Below are 21,566 nucleotides of genomic sequence, written 5' to 3'. Positions count from 1 at the left end.
CGCTCAGCCACAAACGACTCAAGGCACGATGGGCCGATCAAAACCTGCTTAGCCTCTTTACTCATATGCGATAGCCCTGCCCTCGTGGGGGGAGATTGGCTAGTCATCTGGCCCTACACGCCGCCGTCATAAACGACTAGTTTGAACCCATGAACCAGCACGCCAACCTCAGAATCGGCCATTCGGCCTGCCCGCATGATTGCCCGTCGACCTGCGCGCTCGAAGTCGAACTGCTCGACGGCAACCGCATCGGCCGCGTCCATGGCTCCAAGTCCAACAGCTATACGGCCGGTGTCGTCTGCGCCAAGGTCGCGCGCTATGCCGACCGCGTCCATCATCCCGACCGGCTTCTGAAGCCGCTGATCCGCGCCGGTGCCAAGGGCGATGGCGCCTGGAAGGAAGCGAGCTGGGAAGCCGCGCTCGATCTGGTCGCCGAGAAGTTCATCGCATCTGAGGAAAAATTCGGCTCGGAGACGGTCTGGCCTTATTACTATGCCGGCACGATGGGACTGGTGCAGCGCGACGGCATCGACCGGCTGCGCCATGCCAAGAAATATTCCGGCTTCTTCGGTTCGATCTGCACCAATCTGGCCTGGACCGGCTGGATGATGGGGGCAGGCGCGCTGCGTGGTCCCGATCCGCGCGAGATGGCGAAATCCGACTGCGTGGTGATCTGGGGCACCAATGCGGTGGTGACCCAAGTCAACGTCATGACCCACGCCATCAAGGCGCGCAAGGAGCGCGGCGCGAAGATCGTCGTCATAGATGTCTACGAGAACGCGACGATGAAGCAGGCCGATCTCGGCCTGGTGCTGAAGCCAGGCACCGATGGCGCGCTGGCCTGCGCGATCATGCATGTGCTGTTCCGCGACGGCCTCGCTGACCGCGCCTATCTCGAAAGATACACCGACGACCCGAAAGGGCTTGAGGCCCATCTGCGGACGCGCACGCCGGAGTGGGCGGCTGATATCACAGGTTTGACGGTCGCCGAGATCGAGGCCTTCGCCCGGATAGTCGGCACGACCAAGAAAACCTATTTCCGCCTCGGCTACGGTTTTGCGCGCCAGCGCAATGGCGCCGTCAACATGCATGCCGCATCTTGCATCGCGGCTGTCACCGGCAGCTGGCAATATGAGGGCGGCGGCGCCTTCCACTCCAATTCCGGCATCTTCAAGCTCAACCAGGACGTGCTTGAAGGCACGAAGATGCGCGACCCCTCGATCCGTCATCTCGACCATTCACGCATCGGCCCGGTGTTGACCGGCGCCAGCGATGCGCTTTATGGCGGCCCGCCGGTAACGGCCATGCTGATCCAGAACACCAATCCAGTTAATGTCGCGCCCGAGCAGCGGCTGGTGAAGCAGGGCTTCCTGCGCGACGACCTGTTCACCTGCGTGCATGAGCAATTCATGACCGACACGGCCAAGCTCGCCGATGTCGTGCTGCCGGCGACGATGTTTCTGGAACATGACGACGTCTACAAGGGCGGCGGCAACCAGCACATCACGCTTGGCCCCAAATTGATCGAGCCACCGGCAGGGCCGCACACCAACCATTACGTCATCGAGGAGTTGGCTGAGCGCCTCGGGGTCGCCGACCGTCCGGGTTTCGGTCTCACCGAGCAGCAGCATATCGATATCATCCTGGGCAAGCGCGGGCTGGGCAGCTTCGACAGCTTGAAGCAAGACAAATGGGTCGACCTGCAGCCGGATTTCGACACCGCGCATTTCATCAAGGGGTTTGGCCATGCCGATGGAAAATTCCGCTTCCGCGCCGACTGGACCGGGCAGGCGGCACCCAACCGGCCGCCGAAAAGCATGGGCCTGTTCGGCCCAGTGGCGCGGCTGCCGGAATTTCCCGACCATGTCGACTTGATCGAGGTCGCCGACGAGGCGCATCCGTTCCGGCTGGCGACGTCGCCGGCGCGCAACTTCCTCAACTCTACATTCTCGGAGACGCCGGTGTCGAAGGCCAGGGAAGGCCGGCCGGAACTCTTGTTGCATCCCGACGACGCCGCGGAACATGGGCTGGCCGACGGCGACCGCGTCGAAGTCGGTAATCAGCGTGGCGAAGTCGTGCTGCACGCAAAACTCTTCGACGGCATCAAGCGAGGCGTGGTCATCGCCGAAGGCATTTGGCCAAACAGCGCGCACGAGCGTGGCGAGGGTATCAACGTGCTGACAGGCGCCGATGCGCCGGCACCCTATGGCGGTGCTGCCTTCCACGACAACAAGGTCTGGCTGCGCGCGGCAGGCTGAGAACTCAGTTCCTCACGCGCCAAATCATACCGGCAGGATTTCGGCAGCCTTCCTTCGGTTTCGTCGCTAGCTGATGTCGTCGGCGATCTGCTCTGCCTCGATCGAGATTTCGCGCAGCAGTCCGGTGACCGGATTGTGAAAGCCGATGAGATAAAGGCCGAGCTCCGAAGCCCTCGCATTGACGCCGCTGCGGCCCGGCTGGATGCCCGGCTGCAACAATCTGGCATAGCCCGGCCGGAAGCCTGTGGCGAAGATGATCGCATCGAACTCGCAATGCTTGCCGTCGGCAAAACGGGCGCCTTGGTTGTTGGTACGCTTTTAACGAAGACAATCCCCCGATGACGCTGGGGAAAGACTCAGCTAACTTCTGCTGCGCGGCGGACCTCATCATCCGCTTGGCCGGCGCTCCCTTCCTCCCAAGCGGCGCCGGCCTTCTTCTTCAAGAGCCTGCCGAACTGGAGCGCGAGCTGATGACGACCTCAGCTCCGAGGCCACAGGCGGCGGCATGAGGCAGGACACGAATTTCGCTACGCCAAGTTCCTTCGAGAACGCATCGGGAAGCGCCAGCGAAGCCATCGCCGCCTTCGATGCTTGACCGCGCGTGGATGATCGGCAGGGAACCAAATGCCGTCTCCTCGGTTGGTCCTGCTCCAAAGGAGTGTTGCAACCATGTTTCGTCTGCTTGTTGCCGGCGCCTTGGCCTATGTCGCCTATCGCATCGTCAGGAAGATGGTCGAAGACGTGCCCAATACAGTCGACCCGCTGCTGTTGCCGCCGTTGAAATATGATCGCGAGACCTTGCGCCGACAGCCAGCCGCCATGGGCGTCGATCCCCAGCGCTAGCGGTGACACGTTTCCTCGCTCCGCTAGGCTATGTCTGCTTCGCATCAACGTTGCGAACAAAGCAGAAACGATGCTTGATGGGCGATGAACCTCGCCACTGCTGATTCGACCTTCCGGGAACCGACCGTCCAGCCTGCCTATCTCGCCCGGCTGAACGATGCCCAACGCCTGGCCGTCGAGCATGGCGACGGCAAGATCGCCGGCCCGCTGCTGGTCATCGCCGGCGCCGGTTCGGGCAAGACCAACACGCTGGCCCATCGCGTCGCTCATCTGATCGTCAAGGGTGCCGACCCGCGCCGCATCCTGCTGATGACCTTCTCGCGCCGCGCCGCGTCCGAAATGGCCAAGCGCGTCGAACGCATTGCCGGCGAAGTGCTCGGCCGCGATGCCGCGGTCATCACCGATGCGCTGACCTGGGCCGGCACCTTTCACGGCATCGGTGCGCGGCTGCTACGCGACTATGCGCTGGAGATCGGCCTCGATCCGGCCTTCACCATCCATGACCGCGAGGACTCCGCCGACCTGATGAATCTGGTCCGCCACGAACTGGGTTTCTCGAAGACGGAAGCGCGTTTCCCCACCAAGGGCACCTGCCTCGCCATCTATTCCCGTGCCGTCAATGCGCAGGCGCCGCTCAACGAGGTGTTGGGGTCTGCCTTTCCCTGGTGCGCCGGCTGGGCGGAGCAACTGAAGCAATTGTTCGCCGGCTATGTCGAGGCCAAGCAGGCGCAGAACGTGCTCGATTATGACGATTTGCTGCTCTACTGGGCGCAGATGGCGGCCGAGCCTGAAATAGCGGCGCATCTGAGCGGACGTTTCGACCATGTGCTGGTCGATGAGTATCAGGACACCAACCGCTTGCAGTCCTCGATCCTGCTGGCGCTGAAACCCGACGGCGCCGGGCTGACTGTGGTGGGCGACGATGCCCAGTCGATCTATTCGTTCCGTGCCGCCGAGGTGCGCAACATCCTCGACTTCCCCAAACAGTTCGCGCAGGCCGCCGACGTGGTGATGCTGGAGCGCAACTACCGCTCGACCGAAACCATTCTCGCCGCAGCCAATGCCGTGATCGGCGAGGCCTCGGAGCGCTTCACCAAGAATCTATGGTCGGAGCGCAAGTCGACCGACAGACCGAGGCTGGTGACCGTGCGCGACGAGGTCGAGCAGGCCAATTTCGTCTGCGATACGATCCTGGCCGAGCGCGAGGCCGGCACCGCGTTGAAATCCCAGGCGGTGCTGTTTCGCACCTCGCATCACAGCGGGCCGCTGGAAATCGAGCTGACCCGTCGCAACATTCCCTTCGTCAAGTTCGGCGGCCTGAAGTTCCTCGATGCCGCTCACGTCAAGGACGTGCTGGCGGTGTTGCGCTTTGCCGAAAACCCGCGTGACCGCGTCGCCGGCTTCCGCGTGCTGCAACTGATGCCGGGCATCGGCCCTTCGGCCGCCGCGCAGATAGTCGAGACGATGACGACGGCGCTCGACGAAGCGATGGGCCTGGCCGGTTGGCGCCCGCCGCAACGCGCGGCTGATGACTGGCCGGGCTTCGTCTCGCTCTATTCCGGCCTGCGGGCCGGCGCCAAATGGCCGGCCGATCTCGAACAGATCAGGCTGTGGTACGAGCCCCATCTGGAGCGCATCCACGAAGATGCGACGACCAGGCGCGCCGACCTGTTGCAGCTTGAGCAGATCGGATCGGGCTATGTCTCGCGCGAACGCTTTCTCACCGAACTGACGCTCGACCCGCCCGACGCGACCAGCGACCAGGCCGGCCCACCGCATCGCGACGAGGACTATCTGATCCTCTCGACCATCCATTCGGCGAAGGGTCAGGAATGGAAGAATGTCTTCGTCCTCAACACCGTTGACGGCTGCATTCCGGCCGATCTCGGCGTCGGCACCAAGGAAGATATCGACGAGGAGCGCCGGCTGCTCTACGTGGCGATGACGCGGGCCAAGGACAATCTCAACCTGGTCATGCCGCAACGCTTCTTTCCGCACGGCCAGGCGGCGCGCGGCGACCGCCATCTCTATGCCTCGCGCACGCGCTTCATCCCGGCTTCGATCCTTGCGGCGTTCCAGCAAATGTCGTGGCCGAGCGCGCAGGCAGCGCAGGGCAGGGCAGCCCGGCCGGAGGTGCGCGTCGACATCGGCGCGCGCATGCGCGGAATGTGGAAATAGTCTCAGGGGGTCGGCGCGATGTCGCAACCACCGATCAAGGTCGCCGTCGCGGGTGCGCTCGGCCGCATGGGGCGCCAGATGGCGGATGCCGTCCGGGCCGATGCGCGGCTGGCGCTTGCTGCCCGCTTCCATCGGCCTGGCATCGTCGGCGAAGGTCTGGTGAGCCGCGACGAGGCGCTTGCCAAGGCCGATGTGGTGATCGATTTCACCACGCCGAAGGCATCGGCCGACCTGGCCAGGTTTTGCGCCGAGCGCGGTGGTCCAGCCCTGGTCATTGGCTCGACGGGTTTCGATGCCGCTGAATTGGCTGCTATCGCCGATGCCTCGAAAACCATCGCAATCGTGCGTTCCGGCAGCTTCTCGCTAGGGCTCAACATGCTCCTCGGATTGGTCGAGCAGGCGGCGAAGGCGCTCGATCCCGACGACTGGGATGTCGAGATCGTCGAGGCGCATCATCGCCACAAGATTGATGCGCCGTCGGGGACGGCGCTGATGCTCGGGCAAGCCGCCGCCGGCGGGCGTGGCATCGACCTGGAAACGGTCGCAAGGCGGGTCCGCAATGGCGACGTCGGCGCACGGCCGGTCGGCGAGATCGGCTTTGCTGTGATGCGCGGCGGCAGTATCATTGGCGAACACAGCGTCGGCTTCTGCGCCGAGGGCGAGACCGTGACCCTGTCGCATGCGGCCGGCGACCGTGTCATGTTCGCGCGCGGCGCCATCGCCGCCGCACTCTGGGTGGCGGGGCGCCCACCCGGCGAATATGACATGCGCGACGTGCTGGGACTGGGCGCCCCGGCACGGCATTGCGGCTGATCTTTTTCGCCCAGTGGCTGAAAGCCAGCTGAAAGCTTGGGCGTGCCATGACAGGGTCGCGGTGTCACCGCATGACCGGTCCTCAAGCGGCCGGCGAGGAGGAGAATGCGGCGCAGCTTCACGGCGCGTCGCCCAAGTGGAGGAAGTTTCGTGACCGGTTTCATCTCGAAGTGCGCCTTGCGCACAGCGGCGCTAACCCTTGTCATCGCTGCGGCAGGCGCCACGGCGGCATCGGCGGCCGACAAGATCACCATCATCGTCGGCGGCATGGAAAAACAGATCTATCTGCCGGCCGTACTCACCCAGCAGCTCGGCTACTTCAAGGACCAGGGACTCGATGTCGAACTGGTCAATTCGCGCGCCGGCGTCGAGGCCGAGAATGAATTGCTGGCAGGCGCCGTTCAGGGCGTCGTCGGCTTTTACGACCACACCGTCGACCTGCAGTCGAAGGGCAAATACATCCAGTCGATCGTCCAGTTCAGCCAGGCGCCGGGCGAGGTCGAGCTGGTCTCCGCCAAGCATCCCGAAATCAAATCGCCGGCCGACTTCAAGGGCGCCACGCTCGGCGTCACCGGCCTCGGCTCGTCGACCGATTTCCTCAGTCAGTATCTGGCCGTGCGCAACGGGCTGAAGCCCGGCGACTATACGCTGCTGCCAGTCGGCGCCGGCAACACCTTCATTGCCGCCGTCAAACAGGATCAGATCCAGGCCGGCATGACCACCGAGCCGACGATTGGCCGATTGCTGAAGACCGGTGAGGCCAGTGTCCTGGTCGACATGCGTACCCCTGAAAAGACCAAGGAAGCGCTGGGCGGCCCCTATCCGGCGGCGTCCTTCTACGTCCAGTCCGCCTGGCTCGAAGACCACAAGGATGAGGCACAGAAACTCGCCAATGCCTTCGTCATGACGATGAAGTTCATCGCAACGCATTCGGCCGAGGAGATCGCCGACAAGATGCCGAAGGACTACTACGCTGGCAACAGGGACCTCTACGTGCAGGGGCTGGCCAGCGGCAAGGCGATGTTCACGCCGGACGGCCGCATGCCGGCCGACGGCCCGCCAACCGTGCTCAAGGTCCTCTCGACATTCTCCAAGAGTCTGCAGGGCAAGCAGATCGACCTGTCGAAGACCTATACGACGACGTTCGTCGACGCTGCCAAGTAGCGTCGCCCGACGGGCACTGCTTCCCGTCTCCGCTCGTTGAAGAACAACGGTTTGCGCCGCTTGCTTGAATCTAGCCGGCAGCGGCACGGCCTTGCCAGACCACCAGGAGACCCGCGGCCGCGCTGTGGGCTCCCTTGCCCGATTGCGACAGGAGTGTGCCATGCAACTGCAACCCATGGCGGCCGAGAAGCTGTCTCAGGCCGCACTGCCAGCCGATGCGGCGATCGCCATCGACGACGTGACGTTGCGCTTCGTCACGCCGGACGGCCACATGATGACGGCGATCCGCGATTTCACCATGACGGTGGCGCGCGGCGAATTCGCTTGCGTCGTCGGGCCGACCGGCTGCGGCAAGTCGACGACGCTCAATCTCGTCACCGGGCTGCTGCGGCCGACGACAGGCAATGTCCGTGTCATGGGCAGCCCCGTCACCGATATCAGCCGCGACATCGGCTTCGTCTTCCAGGCTGACGCGCTGTTTCCCTGGCGCAGTGTCATCGACAATGTCGCCGCCGGCCCGCTCTATCGCGGCATGCCAAAGGCGCAGGCCTATGAACTGGCGCGTGACTGGATCGCCCGTGTCGGCCTCGGCCGCTTCGAAAAGCACTATCCGCACCAGCTGTCCGGCGGCATGCGCAAGCGCGTCGCGCTTGCTCAGACCTTCATCAACCAGCCCAAGATCCTGCTGATGGACGAGCCGTTCAGCGCGCTCGACATGCAGACGCGCACCGCCATGCAGGACGAGCTGCTGGGTCTGTGGTCGCAGCAGAAGTCTTCCGTCGTGTTCGTCACTCACGACCTGGAGGAGGCAGTGGCACTGGCCGACAAGGTTTATGTGCTGACGGCCGGGCCGGGCACGGTCAAGAGCGTCTACCGCATCGACCTGCCGCGTCCGCGCGTCATGGCCGACATTCGCTACGACCCGAAATTCGTCGAGATCGCCAAGGTGATCTGGAACGACCTGCGCGAGGAAGTGCAACTCGGCCAGAGCCGCACCTTGCAAACCGGCCATTAAAGCGGGTCGCCGACCCGCTCTAATGGTTTTGTTTTTCGCAATTCCGGACGGAAAACCGCTTGGCGCTTTTCCTGGAATTGCTCTGAGAGGAGACGCTGCCATGACCGCCATATCTCCCACCACTTCCCAAGCCGCCGTCCGCGATGCCTCCATTGCCGTTGCCGAAGGCCGGGCGAAGGCGCGGCTCCGCCGCCGGCATGCGTTGGTCATCGGCCTACGCCTGGCTATCCTGGTCGTCTTCCTCGGCCTATGGGAACTCGGTGCCGACCACAACATCATCGATCCGTTCTTCTTCGCCAGCCCGTCCGGTATCTGGGACCAGATCTGGGTGTGGGTCACCGAGGGCACGTCGCAAGGTCCGCTCTGGGTGCAAATCTATGTGACACTCGAGGAAACCTTCCTCGGCTTCGTCATCGGCGCCGTCGGAGGCATCGCCGCGGGCATCATCCTCGGCCGCAACCGGCTGCTGGCGGACGTCTTTTCGATCTACATCAAGATCGCCAACTCGGTGCCGCGCGTCGTGCTGGGCTCGGTGTTCATCATCGCGCTCGGCCTCGGCATGGCCTCCAAGGTGGCGCTCGCCGTGGTAATGGTGTTCTTCGTCGTTTTCGCCAACGCCTTCCAGGGCGTGCGCGAGGCCGACCGGGCGATGATCGCCAACGCCCAGATCCTCGGCGCTTCGCCATTCCAGATCACCCGCACCGTCATCATCCCGTCGGCGATGAGCTGGATCCTGGCCAGCCTGCATGTCAGCTTCGGCTTTGCCCTGGTCGGCGCGGTGGTCGGCGAATTCCTCGGCGCCAAGCAAGGCATGGGCCTGCTGATCTCCACGGCGCAGGGCGCCTTCAACGCCAATGGTGTCTTTGCCGCCATGATCATCCTGGCGGTGATGGCGCTGGTGGTGGAGTTCATCATCACCCGCTTCGAGAACTACGTCGTCAAATGGCGGCCGGCGCCGTTCAACGAGCAGGGGACCTGATCCACTTCGGCATGCGATCAGGCCAAAGGCAATCTTACCTCAACCACCAGGCCACCGGTCGCGCCATCTCCAAGGGTGACGCGTCCGCCGGCATTTTCGATGACCTCGCGCACGATGGCGAGGCCAAGCCCGCTGCCTTCCTCCGTCGAACCGGCAATGCGGTAGAAGCGTTCGAACACATGGTCTCGCTCTTCCGCCGGAATGCCGGGCCCATCATCGGCGACCGTCAGCACGGCTTCGCCGTCTGTGGCCGCCAGTCTCACCGTGACGCTGCCGCCGGCTGCCGAATAGCGAAGCGCATTGTCGACAAGATTGACGATCATCTCGCGCAGCATGGTGCCGTCGCCGATGACCGGTACGGGGCCAGCCTCCTCGAAGCCGAGATCGATCCTGCGAGCGATTGCGGCCGGCGCCTGGGTTTCCAGCACGTGCCGGGCGGCGTCGGTCAGGTCGATGCGGTCGGCGCGCGGCCGCCGGCTACCGGGTTCGGCTCGCGATAAGGTCAGCAACTGTTCGGCCAGCCGCGCCAGCTTGCCGGAGCTTGCCTGCAGCGCCACCAGGGCTTCCTGGCGCGCCTCCGTAGCACTTTCGCGAAGCGCGTAGCTTGCCTGTGTCGACAGCAGCGCCAGCGGTGTGCGCAACTGGTGCGCCGCATTGGCGATGAAGCGGCGTTGCGCCGCCATCTGCGCGCGTACCCGCTCCATGTAGGCGTTCAACGCATCGATCAGCGGCTGAATCTCGCTTTGCGCCCCCGGCACTTCGATCGGATCAAGCTTGCTGCGGCCTGGCGAGCGCACTGCGTCGCGCAGCCGGATCAGCGGCGCCAGACCGCGACGCAGCCCGAGCAGCACGAAGATGCCGGCAATGGCCACCAGCGCCAGTTGCTGGGCAAAGGCGCTCAGCCACAGCCGTTTCACCATCGCATCATGCCCGGCCGGCGTGACACCAACGGTGACGGATATTGGAGAGTCAGTGCCGGCGCCGACCACCGCATGACTGAATGTCAGCAGCCGCAGCGCGTGGTCTCGATAGACCGCTTCCATGCTGCGCTGCCTCGGACCCTTGGGCAGGTCTGGGTAGCCAGTCAGCAAACGCCCGCCAGCCGTCTCGACACGATAATAGACGCTGTCGCGATCGCCGGTGTCGAACATCTCGATCGCCGCCGGCGGCACCGTGGCGTCGAGCACGCCGTCGACGATGGCGACCTGCTCGGCGATGGCACGTGCGGAACCCAACAGCATCCGGTCCGTGACCAGATCGGCGGTCGCCTGCGCGCCGCGGTGGCTGGTCCACAGGTTGATGGTGGCGAGCCCGGCGAGCGGCAACACCACCCAGGCCAGCAACTGCAAACGGAGGCTGCTAGTCCTCATGGCGCCAAATCGTCATGGCGCAAGAGATAGCCGAGGCCACGCAAGGTGGCGATCCACGAGATCCTTCGAGCTTCTTGCGTACACGGTGCACATAGATCTCGATGGCGCTGGGGTCGGCGTCGGTCTCGAAATCATAGATCGCGGCCGACAACGCCGCCTTGCTCACTGTGCGTCCGGCCTTGACCATCAATTGCTCCAACACTGCGTGTTCGCGCGGCGTCAGCGCCAACGTCTCGCCAGCGAGTGAAAACAGGCGGGTATTGGTGTCGAAGACGAGATCGCCGCAGGCAACGACGGGCGCGGTGCGGTCATTGGCGCGGCGCAGCTGCACGCGGATGCGTGCTTCGAGCTCCTCGATCTGGAAGGGCTTGGCCAGATAGTCGTCGGCGCCTTCATTAAGACCCTTGACCCGGCCGTCGAGGCTGGCATTGGCGGTCAGCACGATCACCGGCACTCGGTTGCCGCGCGCCCGCAGCATGCGCAGCACTTCCAGCCCACCCATGCGCGGCAGCGCCAAGTCCAGGATGACAAGCGCGTGGTCGCCGGCGGCCAGCGCGTGCTCGACATCCTCGCCGTCATGAACGATGTCGACGACATAATTCGCCTGACGCAGAGTCTTGCCCAGCCAGTCAGCCAGTTCGCGATTGTCCTCGACGAGCAGCAGCCGCATTTCTATCGCTTTCCTGGAAAGCAGGTCACCCGGAATTCCGCCCGTTCTTCGACCGGCACAGCCAAGGTCGCGTCCGATTGATGGTCGTGCACAAGCGATAATATCGATCTGACGCCAAGGCAAATGCACGGCCGACGGGCACCGTGAACCTCAGCCTCCGAACCGACAGATTGGAAGCCGTGAAAACACAGCCGGCTGTCATCCGGCGTAGGTCAGGCCACACAATTGGAACCCTTTCGGCGCTCGGAAGAGAAAGCTTGAACCAGTCGATCCAGACAAATCGAACCGATCGGTTCGTTTTCCGTTGACGGACCGTGCAGCCCTTGGTGAACGACCGGCTCGGTGCACGGTCGCGCCCGCGGTGGTGATGTATATTAACTACTTGATTTTGAACGATAAAATTATGATTGCCAAGGCCATTTGTCGAATTTCAAGGGCCGAAATCTCACAATCTTTGGAACATCTTCGTGATTGGAATCCGCGGCAGGGCAAACCCATCTCGGGGAGGTCCGAGCGACGCGAAATTCCTCCCAAGGGCACGCACTAGACGGACAGAACAGAGAACCATTGGAGTAAATAAAATGACCAAGATCGCACTCACCGCCGCCGCCATTCTCGTTGCCACGGGCACCGCCTTCGCCGGCAGCGACAATTACGGCTCCTACAATGCCAACCAGCCGGTTCCCAATCAGTCGACTTCGAGCCAGTCGATTTCGGGCCAGTCGACTTTCAACATCGACACCTCGCACACCGGCTCGATCCTGAAGCCCTCGAAGGCACAGGGCGACGCCAACGCTAAGGTGCCGGCTGAGTCTGGCCGGGGCATCTGGGGCCGCTAATCCAGGCAAGTCTTGACTACCAAGTCTTGACTACAAAGAGCGGTGGGCTTGGCCCGCCGCTCTTGTTTTTTGCGCAGAGTAGCACCAGCCGGGGGCGCTGGCCCAAGCGGCCAATCTTCGCTGTCGGCAACAAACAGTTCTCGGCCAAAAATAAAATTGGATTGGCTGGGGTCCGCTGCATGGCAGGCTCGGTCTGCCGCGCCTGGATTCTAGCCCAGATCCTTCGGCCGCAGACAATGTGTCAGCCGGGCGCAAGACAAGGCCGACCAGTCGCCCTCGAAAACGAAGCGCACGAGGGCCGCTGTCGGGAATTTTTCCTCGAGCTTCTTGCGCGCCTTGGCCTCCGATCCTGGCCCGGCAAGCTGGTTGGCCAGATCTTCCAGACCCGGATTGTGTCCCACCACGAGCAAGCTGCCGTCCGACGGATCGACCTGACGAATCTGGCTTAGAATATCCGCCGCTGAAGCGTCGTAGAGCGCCTTGGCGAATGCGACCTTGGGATGCGCAGGCAGTTCCGCCGCCACCAGCCGCCAGGTGTCGCGGGTGCGCAATGCCGGCGACACCAGCGCCAGTTCCGGCAGCCAGTCGCGCGCCGCAAGCTCACGCCCCATCAAATGTGCTGCCTTCAATCCGCGATCGGTGAGTGGACGGTCGAAATCATCGAGTGCCGGATCGTCCCAGCTCGATTTGGCGTGGCGAAGCAGGAGAAGCTGTTTCATCGCCACGCTCTCGACACTCACGGCGTGATGCGCGCCAGATGCTCGAGGTCAGCTTCCTCGCGCAGCGGGTCGGGGGCCATCACCACCGAGGTGCTGTTGTCGGCATCGTCGGCAAAGTGGGCAAGCACGGTGCGGCCGGCCTCCATGCGCGCCTTGCCCTCGGCGACCAGCCCCAGCGCCAGCGGATAGAGCCGGTGCTCGGTCTTCAGCACGCGGGCAGCCAGTGTATCCGCAGTGTCACCGATCATCACCGGCACGGCAGCCTGGGCGATGATCGGGCCGTCATCCATCTCGGAGGTGACGAAATGCACGGTGCAGCCATGGATGCGTATGCCGGCGGCGAGTGCACGCGCATGGGTGTCGAGCCCCTTGAATGCAGGCAGCAGGGCAGGATGGATGTTGATCATGCGGCCCTGCCATTTCTGGACGAAGCCGGGGGTAAGGATGCGCATGTAGCCGGCCAGCGCCACGATCTCGGCGTTGAATGCCGCGAGCGCTGCGTCGATGGCGGCGTCATGCGCCTGCTTGCTGCCATGATCGGCACGCGGAATGACCTGCGTGGCGATGCCGCGCGCCCTGGCGATGCCGAGGCCGGCAGCGTCGGCCTTGTCGGAAATGACGCCGACGATCTCGGCCGGGAAGGCCGGGTCGCTGGCTGCCGCTATCAGCGCGGTCATGTTGGAGCCGCGCCCCGAGATCAGGACGACGGTGCGTTTCCTCTGCGCGCTCATAGGCCGATCGAGCCCCGATAGATGACGCCGGCATCTCGGCGCGGCACGATGCGGCCGATCGGCGTCACCGTCTCGCCGGCCTCCTGCAGCACGGCGGCGACCTGCGCCGCCTGGCCGGACGCGACCGCCAAAATCATGCCGATGCCGCAATTGAAGGTGCGCATCATCTCTTCCGGCGCCACGCCGCCGGTCCTGGCCAGCCACGAGAACACTGGAGGGACGTCGATCGCCTCGAGGTCGAGCTCGGCCGAAAAATCCTTGGGCAGCACGCGCGGAATGTTTTCCGGGAAGCCGCCGCCGGTGATGTGCGCGAGCGCCTTGATGCCATGCGTGTTGCGAATAGCCTTGAGGATCGATTTGACGTAGATGCGGGTCGGCTCAAGCAGCGCCTCTGCAAGCGTGGCCTCGTCGTTGAATGGCGCCGGATCGCCCCACGCCAGGCCGCTGACGGCGACGATGCGGCGCACCAGCGAATATCCATTCGAATGCAGGCCCGAGGAAGCCAGGCCCAGCAGCACGTCACCTTCGACGATGTCGTCGGTGGGCAAGAGCTGGCCGCGTTCTGCCGCGCCCACCGCAAAGCCGGCAAGGTCGTAGTCGTTGCCGTGATACATGCCGGGCATCTCGGCCGTCTCGCCGCCGATCAGCGCGCAGCCGGCCTGGCGGCAGCCCTCGGCAATGCCGCCGACGATCGCGGCACCCTGGTCGGGATCGAGCTTGCCGGTGGCGAAATAGTCGAGGAAGAACAGCGGCTCGGCACCCTGCACGACGATGTCGTTGACGCACATGGCGACGAGATCGATACCGATCGTATCGTGCTTGCCGGCATCGATGGCGATCTTGAGCTTGGTGCCGACGCCGTCATTGGCGGCCACCAGCACCGGATCGATAAAGCCGGCGGCCTTGAGGTCGAACAGGCCGCCAAAACCGCCGATCTCGCCATCGGCGCCCGGCCGGCGCGTCGCCCGCACCAGCGGCTTGATCTTCTCGACCATGAGATTGCCCGCGTCGATATCGACGCCGGCCTCTGCATAGGTGAGCCCGTTGGTGAGCCCGTTCCTGCGCTTGCTCGTTTTGGGCTGGCCCGTTTTGGGCTGGCTTGTGTAGCGCTTGCTCATCGCAATTTTCCTGCTCGTTTGCGGGCTCTTCGCATGAACGGCTGCGCCTCGCAAGGATGACGACGGAATGGTTGGCTTTTGCCCCCGATAAAAGCGAGGCGATGGCGCCCTTGTGCAAAATCTCCTCCGCCCTCGTTTCTCATCGGAGGCAAAACCTCGCGTCTCCATTTCGCCTCACCCCTTTGCATCCTTGTAAGTAGTTGTTGTTGGTGCTCTGTTGCCAGTCATCAGGCATCGGGGAACAGGCCATGCTCAATCCTTCGCAACAGATCATGAGGCTAGGCCTCGGATTCGCCGTGTCACAGGCGCTGCGCGTCATTATCGAACTCGGCATCCCCGATCTCCTGGCTGCCAGCGAGCGGTCGGTAGATGAACTGGCGGCTGCCACTCAATCGGATGCTGACTCGCTTTATCGTGTAATGCGACTTCTCGCGCCTGAAGGGGTGTTTAGCGAAGTGCTGCCCCGTCATTTCGAGTTGACGGAGGTTGGTGCGGTGCTGCGCTCCGATCGGCCGGGTCCCCGTGACTTCATCCGTATGATCAACAGCGAAGCCTATCTTGCCTTCGAACAGCTCCTGCATTCTGTTCGCACCGGAAAGCCGGCCTTCGACAAGGTTTTCGGGAGCCCAAGGTTTGACTGGCTGTCGGAACATCCGGAGCAGGCTGCCTTGTTTCAGCGTGCCATGGTCGCCTTGAGCCAAGGCAGTAACGAGGCCGTTGCCGAAGCCTATGATTTCAAGCCGTTCACGCGGATCGTCGACGTTGGCGGCGGACATGGCCAGCTTCTCTCGGCGATCCTGGCGCGCAACCCTCACCTGGACGGCGTGCTTTTCGATCTGCCTTCGGGCGTCGCGGCAGCACGCCAGGGTGCCGGAGGCGACCTGCCGCGCACCGAATTTGTCGCCGGTAATTTCTTTGAAAGCGTTCCCACCGGTGACGTCTACATCATCAAGAAGGTCGTTCACGATTGGGATGATGGGCGTGCCGCGGAGATCCTGCGAAATTGCCGCAAGGCAATGCTGCCGAACGGGAAGGTGCTTGTGGCCGAGACGCTCGTGCCGCCAGGTGACGAACCGAACCAGATCAAGGGTATCGACGTGGTCATGCTCGCCGTCACTGGCGGCCTGGAGAGAACGCGGACCCAATATGCAAGCTTGTTCGACGCCGCCGGGCTACGCCTTGAACGAGTGATTCAGACCCGAGGACCCATTTCCATCCTCGAGGCGTCTGCGGTCTGATCAAGCAAAGTGTCGCCGCACCTTTTCCGTGAAGGTTAGGGACATCGCATACCCGAGACTGTCGAGATGGCCGACCGGCAGGGCGCAGGGGTGGTTCACACACAGACCTTTGCCATGTCTGGCGCGCTGCTCCCTTGCGATCCTCCTCCGTCTCCATCATGTATCAGAAGCAAACCCGGCAGGCACGCTTTGACCATCCCCAATCTGATCACCATCCTGCGCTTTGTTCTGGTGCCGGCGGTGGTGCTGGCAATGCTGCAGGCAAGCTGGGACTGGGCCTTTGCCGGGTTTCTCGTTGCCGGCATTTCCGACGGCGTCGACGGTTTTATCGCCCGCCGGTTCAACCAGCAGTCAAGGCTCGGCGCCTATCTCGACCCGATGGCCGACAAGCTGCTGCTGGTTTCGGTCTTCGTCGTCATGGGCTTTATCGGGCAATTGCCGCTGTGGCTGGTCATCACCATGGTGTCGCGCGATGCGTTGATCGTCTGCGCGGTCCTATTGTCCTCCGTCATGGCTCATCCGGTCGAGATGAAGCCGCTTTTCGTGTCGAAGGCCAACACCGCCATCCAGATCGTGCTGGCCTCGGTGGTGCTCGGCGAACTTGCCCTGTCGGTTCACCTCGACCCGCTAAGGCCAGTCCTCATATTGCTGTCCGGGGTCTTGACCGTGGCTTCGGCCGCGGCCTATCTCGTGGCTTGGCTGAGGCATATGAGCGGCTATGGCGAAGGCTCCAAACCGGACACCTGACCAGGAATCAATCGAAGCGGCCGCCGAGGCTGCGGCGGCAGGCGAAACTGCGTCTCTGGCGTTTCGCCGCCAGATCCGCTTCTGGTTGATCAGCGCCGTCCTGCTGGCGGTCTTCCTCTACGTCTTCTCAGGCATCCTTTTGCCGTTCGTCGCCGGCATGGTCCTGGCCTACTTCCTCGATCCGGTCGCTGACCGGCTGCAGCGCCTCGGCCTGTCGCGCTTCATGGCGACGGTGGTCATCCTCATCGCCTTCCTCATCGTGCTGGTGCTGGCCTTCGTCATCCTTATTCCGGTGCTGGCGACGCAGATGGCCGATTTCGCCGGCAAATTGCCGGAATACCTGACCCGGCTGCAGAGCCTGATCACGTCTTTCGATCCGAAATGGCTGGAACAGAAATTCGGTGTCAACGCCAATGGCCTGCGTGACGGGCTGAATTCGCTGCTGACCTCCGGCTTCGGCCTGCTCACCACGGTCTTCACCTCGATATGGAGTTCCGGCGTGGCGCTGGTTTCGGTGGTCAGCCTGTTCGTGGTGACGCCGGTGGTCGCCTTCTACATGCTGCTCGACTGGGATCGCATGGTGGCGGTCATCGACAGCTGGGTGCCGCGCGACAATGTCGCGACGGTGCGCGCCATCGCCAAGGACATCAACACCGCCACCGCCGGCTTCGTGCGCGGCCAGGGCACGCTGTGCCTGGTGCTGGGCGCCATGTATGCCACCGGGTTGACGCTGACCGGGCTGAATTTCGGCATTCTCATCGGCCTGTTCGCCGGGCTGATCTCCTTCATTCCCTATGTCGGTTCGCTCACCGGACTGGTGCTCGCCGTCGGCGTAGCCTTCGTCCAGTTCTGGCCGGACTGGACGATGATCGTCGCCGTCGCGGTGGTGTTCTTCATCGGCCAGTTCATCGAAGGCAACATCCTGCAGCCGCGACTGGTCGGCAAAAGCGTCGGCCTGCATCCGGTGTGGTTGATGTTTTCGCTGTTTGCGTTCGGCGCGCTGTTCGGCTTCGTCGGCTTGTTGATCGCGGTGCCGGCTTCTGCTGCCGTTGCCGTGCTGGTGCGGTTTGCCATCGCCCGCTATCTCGAATCGCCGCTTTACAAGGGCCACGGCGCGGCGCCTGTGCCGCAGCTTCCGGAAGATCGCGGCGGCGGCCACCGCACGCAACCGCGTCGCTGAAGTGACTGGCCAACCAACCGACCCGCCGCGCCAGTTGCCGCTCGATCTCGGCCATGGCACCGGCTATACGCGCGACGAGCTCGTCGTCTCAGGCACCAACAACCAGGCTGTAGCCTTGGTCGATCGCTGGCCGGACTGGCCTTCGAAGGTTGTGGTGCTGGCCGGTCCCGCCGGTTCGGGCAAGACACATCTGGCCTCCATATGGCGCAAACGTGCCGACGCGGTGGCGGTCGACGCCAAGCGTATCGGTGACAGCATCGCCAATCTCGGCGCCCGCGCGGCACTGATCGACGATGTCGATAAAGGAGCGATTGATGAACAAGGCTTGTTCCATCTGATCAACGCGGTGCGCGGTGCCGGCTCGACACTGCTCCTGACGGCGCGCCGCTTTCCGTCGGCCTGGGGTGTCAGGCTGCCTGACCTTTCCTCACGATTGAAGGCGGCGGCGACGGTCGAGATCCATGAGCCCGACGATCTCTTGCTCGCCGGCGTCATCACCAAGCTTTTCGCCGACCGCCAGGTCGAGGTCGAGCCGCATGTCGTGCAGTATCTGGTGCGCCGCATCGAGCGCTCGCTGGCGACAGCGATGCGCGTGGTGGAAAGGCTGGACCGCACCGCGCTCGAGCGCAAGACGCCGATCACGCGCACGCTCGCCGCAGAAACCGTCAGTGCCATGGATGAAGGGCAGGGCGAGTTCGAGATTTAGGCTGAATTTAGGAGGCTGATCTCACAGCCACATTCTGGCAAAATGGCGGACCAAGAGGTAGACGGCTGAGTGGGCGGCGATATAGCCGGCGGCAACCAGCACAAACATCCCTATACTGGCACGCCAGGAGCGGGAGACGATGGCGCCTGGGGCCTGCCTGACCTGTCTGCGGCTTTCCCGGTTCCACATCGCCAGTGCTGCGCAGGCAGTCGCCCACGTCACCATGAAGGGAACCGTTATGCCGGCATAGGCAAGGTGGGCCGGTCCAAACAGCGACACCCAAGCATCGATCCCAAGCATCTGAAATTCCCCGTTTGCCGAAGTTCGAGCGGGCAATGGCACCCGCATTGCTGCCCTCAGACTTGCACCGGCAAGCTGTTGCGACAAGGCCGACCGCCGGAGTTGGCGCAGGGCGAACACGCATTTGCGCCCGGGGCATTTGCAATTTTTCAGGGAGTGGTCGGAGTGGAGAGATTCGAACTCCCGACCCTCTGGTCCCAAACCAGATGCGCTACCAGGCTGCGCTACACTCCGAACGGTCTGTTGCCTATTCATTTCAGTGGAGCATGGCAAGTGCAAAAACCTTGCCGCCATGCGCATTGCGCAGTAATGACGGTCGAAGGGCGGCGATGCTGCCTTGCACAATAACGAGGTGGCCATGTCCGCGCGCATTTTCAGCCCTGCCAAAACCGCGATGCAGTCCGGCACGGCCAAGACCGGCTACTGGGTGCTGGAATTCGACCCCGAGACGCGCAAGAAGATCGACCCGCTGATGGGCTATACGACGTCGCGAGACATGAGAAGCCAGATCAGGCTCACCTTCGATACACGCGAAGAGGCGGTGGCTTATGCCGAAAAGGAAGGGCTCGCCTACCGCGTCGAGGAGCCGAAAGAGACCAAGCGCCGCCAGATTTCCTATGCGGAGAATTTCCGCTATGACCGCAGGACGCCCTGGACGCATTGAACGGCAGCCAGCGTCAAGTATCCAGCCGGCCCAACGGCCGGCCAGCGGTCCCGTAGCTCAGCTGGATAGAGCACCGGCCTTCTAAGCCGATGGTCACAGGTTCGAATCCTGTCGGGATCGCCAATAATTTCAAAGACTTGTGCCGGTGATCTGATCTACGCCGCAAGGCCTGGCATCCAGCGACTGCCAGCGCCGCAACTCCATGCGGCAGCGAGCCTAGTCTGGGCTTGCAGCCGATTGGGCGCGGCGATGCGGAATTATTTCGTGATCTGGCGGGATTGGAACCTTAGCTCCCATAGCGCGTTCGGGGCCTTGTATTCGCGGTGCCTCATAAAAAGGCAATGTGCGGGGCCGGCGAATGGGCAGGGGCAAAACAAGCGCGGGTTGGGGTAGGAGTATCCAGGTTATGTCGAAACGTGAAATTGGAACGTCCCCTTCGTTGGGGCGGCGTATCGCTGAACTCAAGGCGAGAATGCGGGATGCGGAAATTTCCGACCATGAGATGAAAACGTTTCACAAGGTCGCCGCCATCATGGGACCTGGCGACGGCTCCCTACGGCTGGATGCCGACGATCTGATCGCGGCATCCTTCGTCCTCGAGACGCTGGGCGAACAGGCCTCCAACCGCTGACATTTCCCTGCACCAGCCCGAAATTCTTAACGTGGGAGCCAGCGCGGCCGCCGGCGGCGGCCGTTGCCGCGCGCTATTCAATTGGAGGGAAAGTCTTATCAATTTGTTTGCGTTGGTCCGTCATAGTCGCGTCGACTAACGGAGTTGAACGCGATGAGGATCGATCTGTCGCCGACGAGTTGGGGCAGGGTGATCGCTGTGACCACGGCCGGTACGGCATTCTTCATTGCCGTGGCGTTCTTCGTCGATTCCTTTAATTTCCCCTATCTGTCGCGCGAAGCCGTGTGGCGGGCACAGATGACGGACCTGCTGCTGCCTTTGGCGCTGGGCGGATCCTTCCTGTTTTTCCTCATGTGGAAGATACGCCAGCTGGCTATCGCGCAGCGCGACCTGAGCGTCATTGCCGCGACCGACAGCCTGACGGCGGTGCTGAACCGTGGTGCCTTCTCGATGCTGGTCGAGGCCTATTTGGAGCAGACCCGCAAGGAGGAGCAGACCCGTTCGGGGGCACTGCTGATCATCGACGCCGACCATTTCAAGTTGATCAACGACCGCCTGGGCCACGACTGCGGCGACCAGGCGCTCAAGCTGATAGCGCAGGCGATCAAGGGGCAATTGCGTGGCGGCGATATTGTCGGCCGCATCGGCGGCGAAGAATTCGGCGTGTTTCTTCCCGGCGTAGATCCCTCGCAATCCTGGATGGTTGCCGAAAGCATCCGCCGACGTATCAGGGAGATGGACTTTTCGCCCGGCGGCAGACCTTGCCCGCTTTCCGTCAGCATCGGCGGCGCGAGTTTTACCGGCCCGATCACCTATGAGGAAATTTTCTCCGCCGCCGACAGAAGGCTTTACACGGCAAAGTCGAACGGGCGCGATCAGGTCAGCTTCGATCCGGCGGGGACCGCCCCGGTGCCTCAACCCAGCGTCACCACCGTGCATTGAGATTAGTCCAATCATGGGTGGTCATCGCAACCTGGAAAACCGTCGTGTCCTGTCACAATTGTGGACAAGAACCTCGAACACCCCACTGATTTGTGAAGGCTTCGGCGCTTTCGCTTTGCCGACATCGCGCTAAAGTGTCCGCAGCCCTGCCGGGGCTGGACGAATCGAGCAGGGCCTCCTTCGCATGACATTGATGAGCGCGGCGGCCCTGCTGATCCTTGTCCTGACTTACGCCGGTGTCGCCGTTGGCCGCATCCCTGGCCTGCGTCTCGACCGTGCGGGGATCGCGTTGCTCGGCGGGGCGGCGATGATCGCCATCGGCGCGCTCAGCATGGAGGACGCCTACCGGGCGATCAATTTCGACACCATCACGCTGCTGCTCGGCATGATGATCGTGGTCGCGCATCTGAAAGTGTCGGGCGCTTTTCGCGGCCTTGGCGCCATCGCCATCGAACATGCGC

At 63.2% G+C, this 21,566-nt stretch carries 22 protein-coding genes, 2 tRNA genes and 1 pseudogene; 17 read left to right on the top strand and 8 right to left on the bottom strand.

Features of this window, described 5'->3' with window-relative positions:
* The first annotated feature begins 149 nt into the window (after nt 1-149).
* Nucleotides 150-2,258, top strand: a complete 2,109-nt coding sequence (locus NKJ90_RS31805; RefSeq protein ID WP_023761916.1) for a molybdopterin-containing oxidoreductase family protein — start codon at nt 150-152, stop codon at nt 2,256-2,258.
* 66 nt (nt 2,259-2,324) lie between these two features.
* Here the strand turns inward: NKJ90_RS31805 and NKJ90_RS31800 are convergent, their stop codons facing one another.
* The gene (locus NKJ90_RS31800) at nt 2,325-2,477 is read right to left on the bottom strand and encodes a hypothetical protein (RefSeq protein ID WP_023761917.1); all 153 of its coding nucleotides are present in this window, start codon (nt 2,475-2,477) and stop codon (nt 2,325-2,327) included.
* Nucleotides 2,478-2,927: 450 nt separating this feature from the next.
* On the opposite strand from NKJ90_RS31800, the gene NKJ90_RS31795 reads away from it, so the two are divergent.
* The 6 genes from NKJ90_RS31795 (at nt 2,928) to NKJ90_RS31770 (ending at nt 9,250) form a co-directional block, all read left to right on the top strand.
* A complete protein-coding gene (locus NKJ90_RS31795) occupies nt 2,928-3,101 on the top strand; it encodes a hypothetical protein (RefSeq protein WP_023761919.1) in 174 nt (57 codons plus the stop codon).
* Nucleotides 3,102-3,185: 84 nt separating this feature from the next.
* Nucleotides 3,186-5,279 (top strand): ATP-dependent helicase, encoded by a 2,094-nt coding sequence (locus NKJ90_RS31790; RefSeq protein WP_023761920.1) that lies wholly within the window; start codon nt 3,186-3,188, stop codon nt 5,277-5,279.
* Between the two features lie 18 nt (nt 5,280-5,297).
* Complete coding sequence (gene dapB / locus NKJ90_RS31785) at nt 5,298-6,092, top strand: 4-hydroxy-tetrahydrodipicolinate reductase (protein ID WP_023761921.1); 795 nt, start codon at nt 5,298-5,300, stop codon at nt 6,090-6,092.
* Nucleotides 6,093-6,242: 150 nt separating this feature from the next.
* Complete coding sequence (locus NKJ90_RS31780; RefSeq protein ID WP_352487621.1) at nt 6,243-7,256, top strand: ABC transporter substrate-binding protein; 1,014 nt, start codon at nt 6,243-6,245, stop codon at nt 7,254-7,256.
* Nucleotides 7,257-7,416: 160 nt separating this feature from the next.
* Entirely contained in the window at nt 7,417-8,271 is an 855-nt protein-coding gene (locus NKJ90_RS31775; RefSeq protein WP_023761923.1) for an ABC transporter ATP-binding protein, read from the top strand.
* 100 nt (nt 8,272-8,371) lie between these two features.
* Entirely contained in the window at nt 8,372-9,250 is an 879-nt protein-coding gene (locus NKJ90_RS31770) for an ABC transporter permease (RefSeq protein ID WP_023761924.1), read from the top strand.
* A gap of 17 nt (nt 9,251-9,267) precedes the next feature.
* On the opposite strand, the gene NKJ90_RS31765 is transcribed toward NKJ90_RS31770, so the two are convergent.
* Together NKJ90_RS31765 and NKJ90_RS31760 are read right to left on the bottom strand one after the other, a co-directional pair.
* Nucleotides 9,268-10,620 (bottom strand): sensor histidine kinase, encoded by a 1,353-nt coding sequence (locus NKJ90_RS31765; RefSeq protein WP_023761925.1) that lies wholly within the window; start codon nt 10,618-10,620, stop codon nt 9,268-9,270.
* Nucleotides 10,617-11,290: pseudogene (locus NKJ90_RS31760) on the bottom strand (response regulator). Before NKJ90_RS31760 ends, NKJ90_RS31765 begins: the two are co-directional and overlap by 4 nt.
* Before the next feature lie 581 nt (nt 11,291-11,871).
* Here NKJ90_RS31760 and NKJ90_RS31755 point away from each other — a divergent pair.
* Nucleotides 11,872-12,129, top strand: a complete 258-nt coding sequence (locus NKJ90_RS31755; RefSeq protein WP_023761927.1) for a DUF680 domain-containing protein — start codon at nt 11,872-11,874, stop codon at nt 12,127-12,129.
* 209 nt (nt 12,130-12,338) lie between these two features.
* On the opposite strand, the gene NKJ90_RS31750 is transcribed toward NKJ90_RS31755, so the two are convergent.
* The 3 genes from NKJ90_RS31750 to purM are packed head-to-tail and all read right to left on the bottom strand — an operon-like array spanning nt 12,339 to nt 14,697.
* On the bottom strand, nt 12,339-12,848 hold the full coding sequence (locus tag NKJ90_RS31750) for a SixA phosphatase family protein (protein WP_023761928.1): 510 nt from the start codon (nt 12,846-12,848) through the stop codon (nt 12,339-12,341).
* Nucleotides 12,849-12,865: 17 nt separating this feature from the next.
* Nucleotides 12,866-13,579: a phosphoribosylglycinamide formyltransferase gene (purN, locus tag NKJ90_RS31745; protein WP_023761929.1), complete on the bottom strand. Its 714-nt coding sequence runs from the start codon at nt 13,577-13,579 to the stop codon at nt 12,866-12,868.
* Nucleotides 13,576-14,697: a phosphoribosylformylglycinamidine cyclo-ligase gene (purM, locus tag NKJ90_RS31740; protein WP_352487620.1), complete on the bottom strand. Its 1,122-nt coding sequence runs from the start codon at nt 14,695-14,697 to the stop codon at nt 13,576-13,578. The genes purN and purM overlap by 4 nt, the downstream gene beginning before the upstream one ends.
* Before the next feature lie 248 nt (nt 14,698-14,945).
* Here purM and NKJ90_RS31735 point away from each other — a divergent pair, with 248 nt between their 5' ends.
* The 4 genes from NKJ90_RS31735 to hdaA all read left to right on the top strand — a co-directional run bounded on the left by NKJ90_RS31735 (nt 14,946) and on the right by hdaA (nt 18,568).
* Nucleotides 14,946-15,935, top strand: a complete 990-nt coding sequence (locus NKJ90_RS31735) for a methyltransferase (protein WP_023761931.1) — start codon at nt 14,946-14,948, stop codon at nt 15,933-15,935.
* 189 nt (nt 15,936-16,124) lie between these two features.
* The gene (locus tag NKJ90_RS31730) at nt 16,125-16,682 is read left to right on the top strand and encodes a CDP-alcohol phosphatidyltransferase family protein (RefSeq protein ID WP_023761932.1); all 558 of its coding nucleotides are present in this window, start codon (nt 16,125-16,127) and stop codon (nt 16,680-16,682) included.
* Complete coding sequence (locus NKJ90_RS31725) at nt 16,654-17,862, top strand: AI-2E family transporter (RefSeq protein ID WP_023761933.1); 1,209 nt, start codon at nt 16,654-16,656, stop codon at nt 17,860-17,862. Before NKJ90_RS31730 ends, NKJ90_RS31725 begins: the two co-directional genes overlap by 29 nt.
* Before the next feature lies 1 nt (nt 17,863).
* Nucleotides 17,864-18,568 carry a DnaA regulatory inactivator HdaA gene (hdaA, locus tag NKJ90_RS31720; protein ID WP_023761934.1) on the top strand — a complete coding sequence of 235 codons (705 nt, stop codon included), beginning with the start codon at nt 17,864-17,866 and terminating at the stop codon, nt 18,566-18,568.
* A gap of 21 nt (nt 18,569-18,589) precedes the next feature.
* On the opposite strand, the gene NKJ90_RS31715 is transcribed toward hdaA, so the two are convergent.
* Both NKJ90_RS31715 and NKJ90_RS31710 read right to left on the bottom strand, forming a co-directional pair.
* Nucleotides 18,590-18,868 carry a hypothetical protein gene (locus NKJ90_RS31715; RefSeq protein WP_023761935.1) on the bottom strand — a complete coding sequence of 93 codons (279 nt, stop codon included), beginning with the start codon at nt 18,866-18,868 and terminating at the stop codon, nt 18,590-18,592.
* Between the two features lie 157 nt (nt 18,869-19,025).
* Nucleotides 19,026-19,102 (bottom strand) — tRNA-Pro (locus tag NKJ90_RS31710).
* 124 nt (nt 19,103-19,226) lie between these two features.
* On the opposite strand from NKJ90_RS31710, the gene NKJ90_RS31705 reads away from it, so the two are divergent.
* The 5 genes from NKJ90_RS31705 to NKJ90_RS31685 all read left to right on the top strand — a co-directional run.
* Nucleotides 19,227-19,532: an ETC complex I subunit gene (locus NKJ90_RS31705; RefSeq protein ID WP_352487619.1), complete on the top strand. Its 306-nt coding sequence runs from the start codon at nt 19,227-19,229 to the stop codon at nt 19,530-19,532.
* Between the two features lie 46 nt (nt 19,533-19,578).
* Nucleotides 19,579-19,655: transfer RNA gene (locus NKJ90_RS31700), tRNA-Arg, on the top strand.
* Between the two features lie 283 nt (nt 19,656-19,938).
* Nucleotides 19,939-20,163 carry a hypothetical protein gene (locus tag NKJ90_RS31695; protein WP_023761937.1) on the top strand — a complete coding sequence of 75 codons (225 nt, stop codon included), beginning with the start codon at nt 19,939-19,941 and terminating at the stop codon, nt 20,161-20,163.
* Between the two features lie 153 nt (nt 20,164-20,316).
* On the top strand, nt 20,317-21,105 hold the full coding sequence (locus NKJ90_RS31690) for a GGDEF domain-containing protein (protein ID WP_023761938.1): 789 nt from the start codon (nt 20,317-20,319) through the stop codon (nt 21,103-21,105).
* A gap of 184 nt (nt 21,106-21,289) precedes the next feature.
* A partial coding sequence (locus NKJ90_RS31685) for an SLC13 family permease (protein ID WP_352487618.1) occupies nt 21,290-21,566 on the top strand: 277 nt, incomplete at its 3' end.

This window comes from Mesorhizobium sp. M0051 (assembly GCF_040323235.1).
Lineage (GTDB): Bacteria > Pseudomonadota > Alphaproteobacteria > Rhizobiales > Rhizobiaceae > Mesorhizobium.
This window is presented reverse-complemented; position numbering and strand designations above follow the sequence as displayed.

Coding starts and splice junctions, on each gene's coding strand:
- NKJ90_RS31805 (WP_023761916.1), top strand. CDS start 150: ATGAACCAGCACGCCAACCTCAGAATCGGCCATTCGGCCTGCCCGCAT.
- NKJ90_RS31795 (WP_023761919.1), top strand. CDS start 2,928: ATGTTTCGTCTGCTTGTTGCCGGCGCCTTGGCCTATGTCGCCTATCGC.
- NKJ90_RS31790 (WP_023761920.1), top strand. CDS start 3,186: ATGAACCTCGCCACTGCTGATTCGACCTTCCGGGAACCGACCGTCCAG.
- dapB (WP_023761921.1), top strand. CDS start 5,298: ATGTCGCAACCACCGATCAAGGTCGCCGTCGCGGGTGCGCTCGGCCGC.
- NKJ90_RS31775 (WP_023761923.1), top strand. CDS start 7,417: ATGCAACTGCAACCCATGGCGGCCGAGAAGCTGTCTCAGGCCGCACTG.
- NKJ90_RS31770 (WP_023761924.1), top strand. CDS start 8,372: ATGACCGCCATATCTCCCACCACTTCCCAAGCCGCCGTCCGCGATGCC.
- NKJ90_RS31765 (WP_023761925.1), bottom strand. CDS start 10,620: ATGAGGACTAGCAGCCTCCGTTTGCAGTTGCTGGCCTGGGTGGTGTTG.
- NKJ90_RS31755 (WP_023761927.1), top strand. CDS start 11,872: ATGACCAAGATCGCACTCACCGCCGCCGCCATTCTCGTTGCCACGGGC.
- NKJ90_RS31750 (WP_023761928.1), bottom strand. CDS start 12,848: ATGAAACAGCTTCTCCTGCTTCGCCACGCCAAATCGAGCTGGGACGAT.
- purN (WP_023761929.1), bottom strand. CDS start 13,579: ATGAGCGCGCAGAGGAAACGCACCGTCGTCCTGATCTCGGGGCGCGGC.
- purM (WP_352487620.1), bottom strand. CDS start 14,697: ATGAGCAAGCGCTACACAAGCCAGCCCAAAACGGGCCAGCCCAAAACG.
- NKJ90_RS31735 (WP_023761931.1), top strand. CDS start 14,946: ATGCTCAATCCTTCGCAACAGATCATGAGGCTAGGCCTCGGATTCGCC.
- NKJ90_RS31725 (WP_023761933.1), top strand. CDS start 16,654: ATGGCGAAGGCTCCAAACCGGACACCTGACCAGGAATCAATCGAAGCG.
- NKJ90_RS31715 (WP_023761935.1), bottom strand. CDS start 18,868: ATGCTTGGGATCGATGCTTGGGTGTCGCTGTTTGGACCGGCCCACCTT.
- NKJ90_RS31705 (WP_352487619.1), top strand. CDS start 19,227: ATGTCCGCGCGCATTTTCAGCCCTGCCAAAACCGCGATGCAGTCCGGC.
- NKJ90_RS31695 (WP_023761937.1), top strand. CDS start 19,939: ATGTCGAAACGTGAAATTGGAACGTCCCCTTCGTTGGGGCGGCGTATC.
- NKJ90_RS31690 (WP_023761938.1), top strand. CDS start 20,317: ATGAGGATCGATCTGTCGCCGACGAGTTGGGGCAGGGTGATCGCTGTG.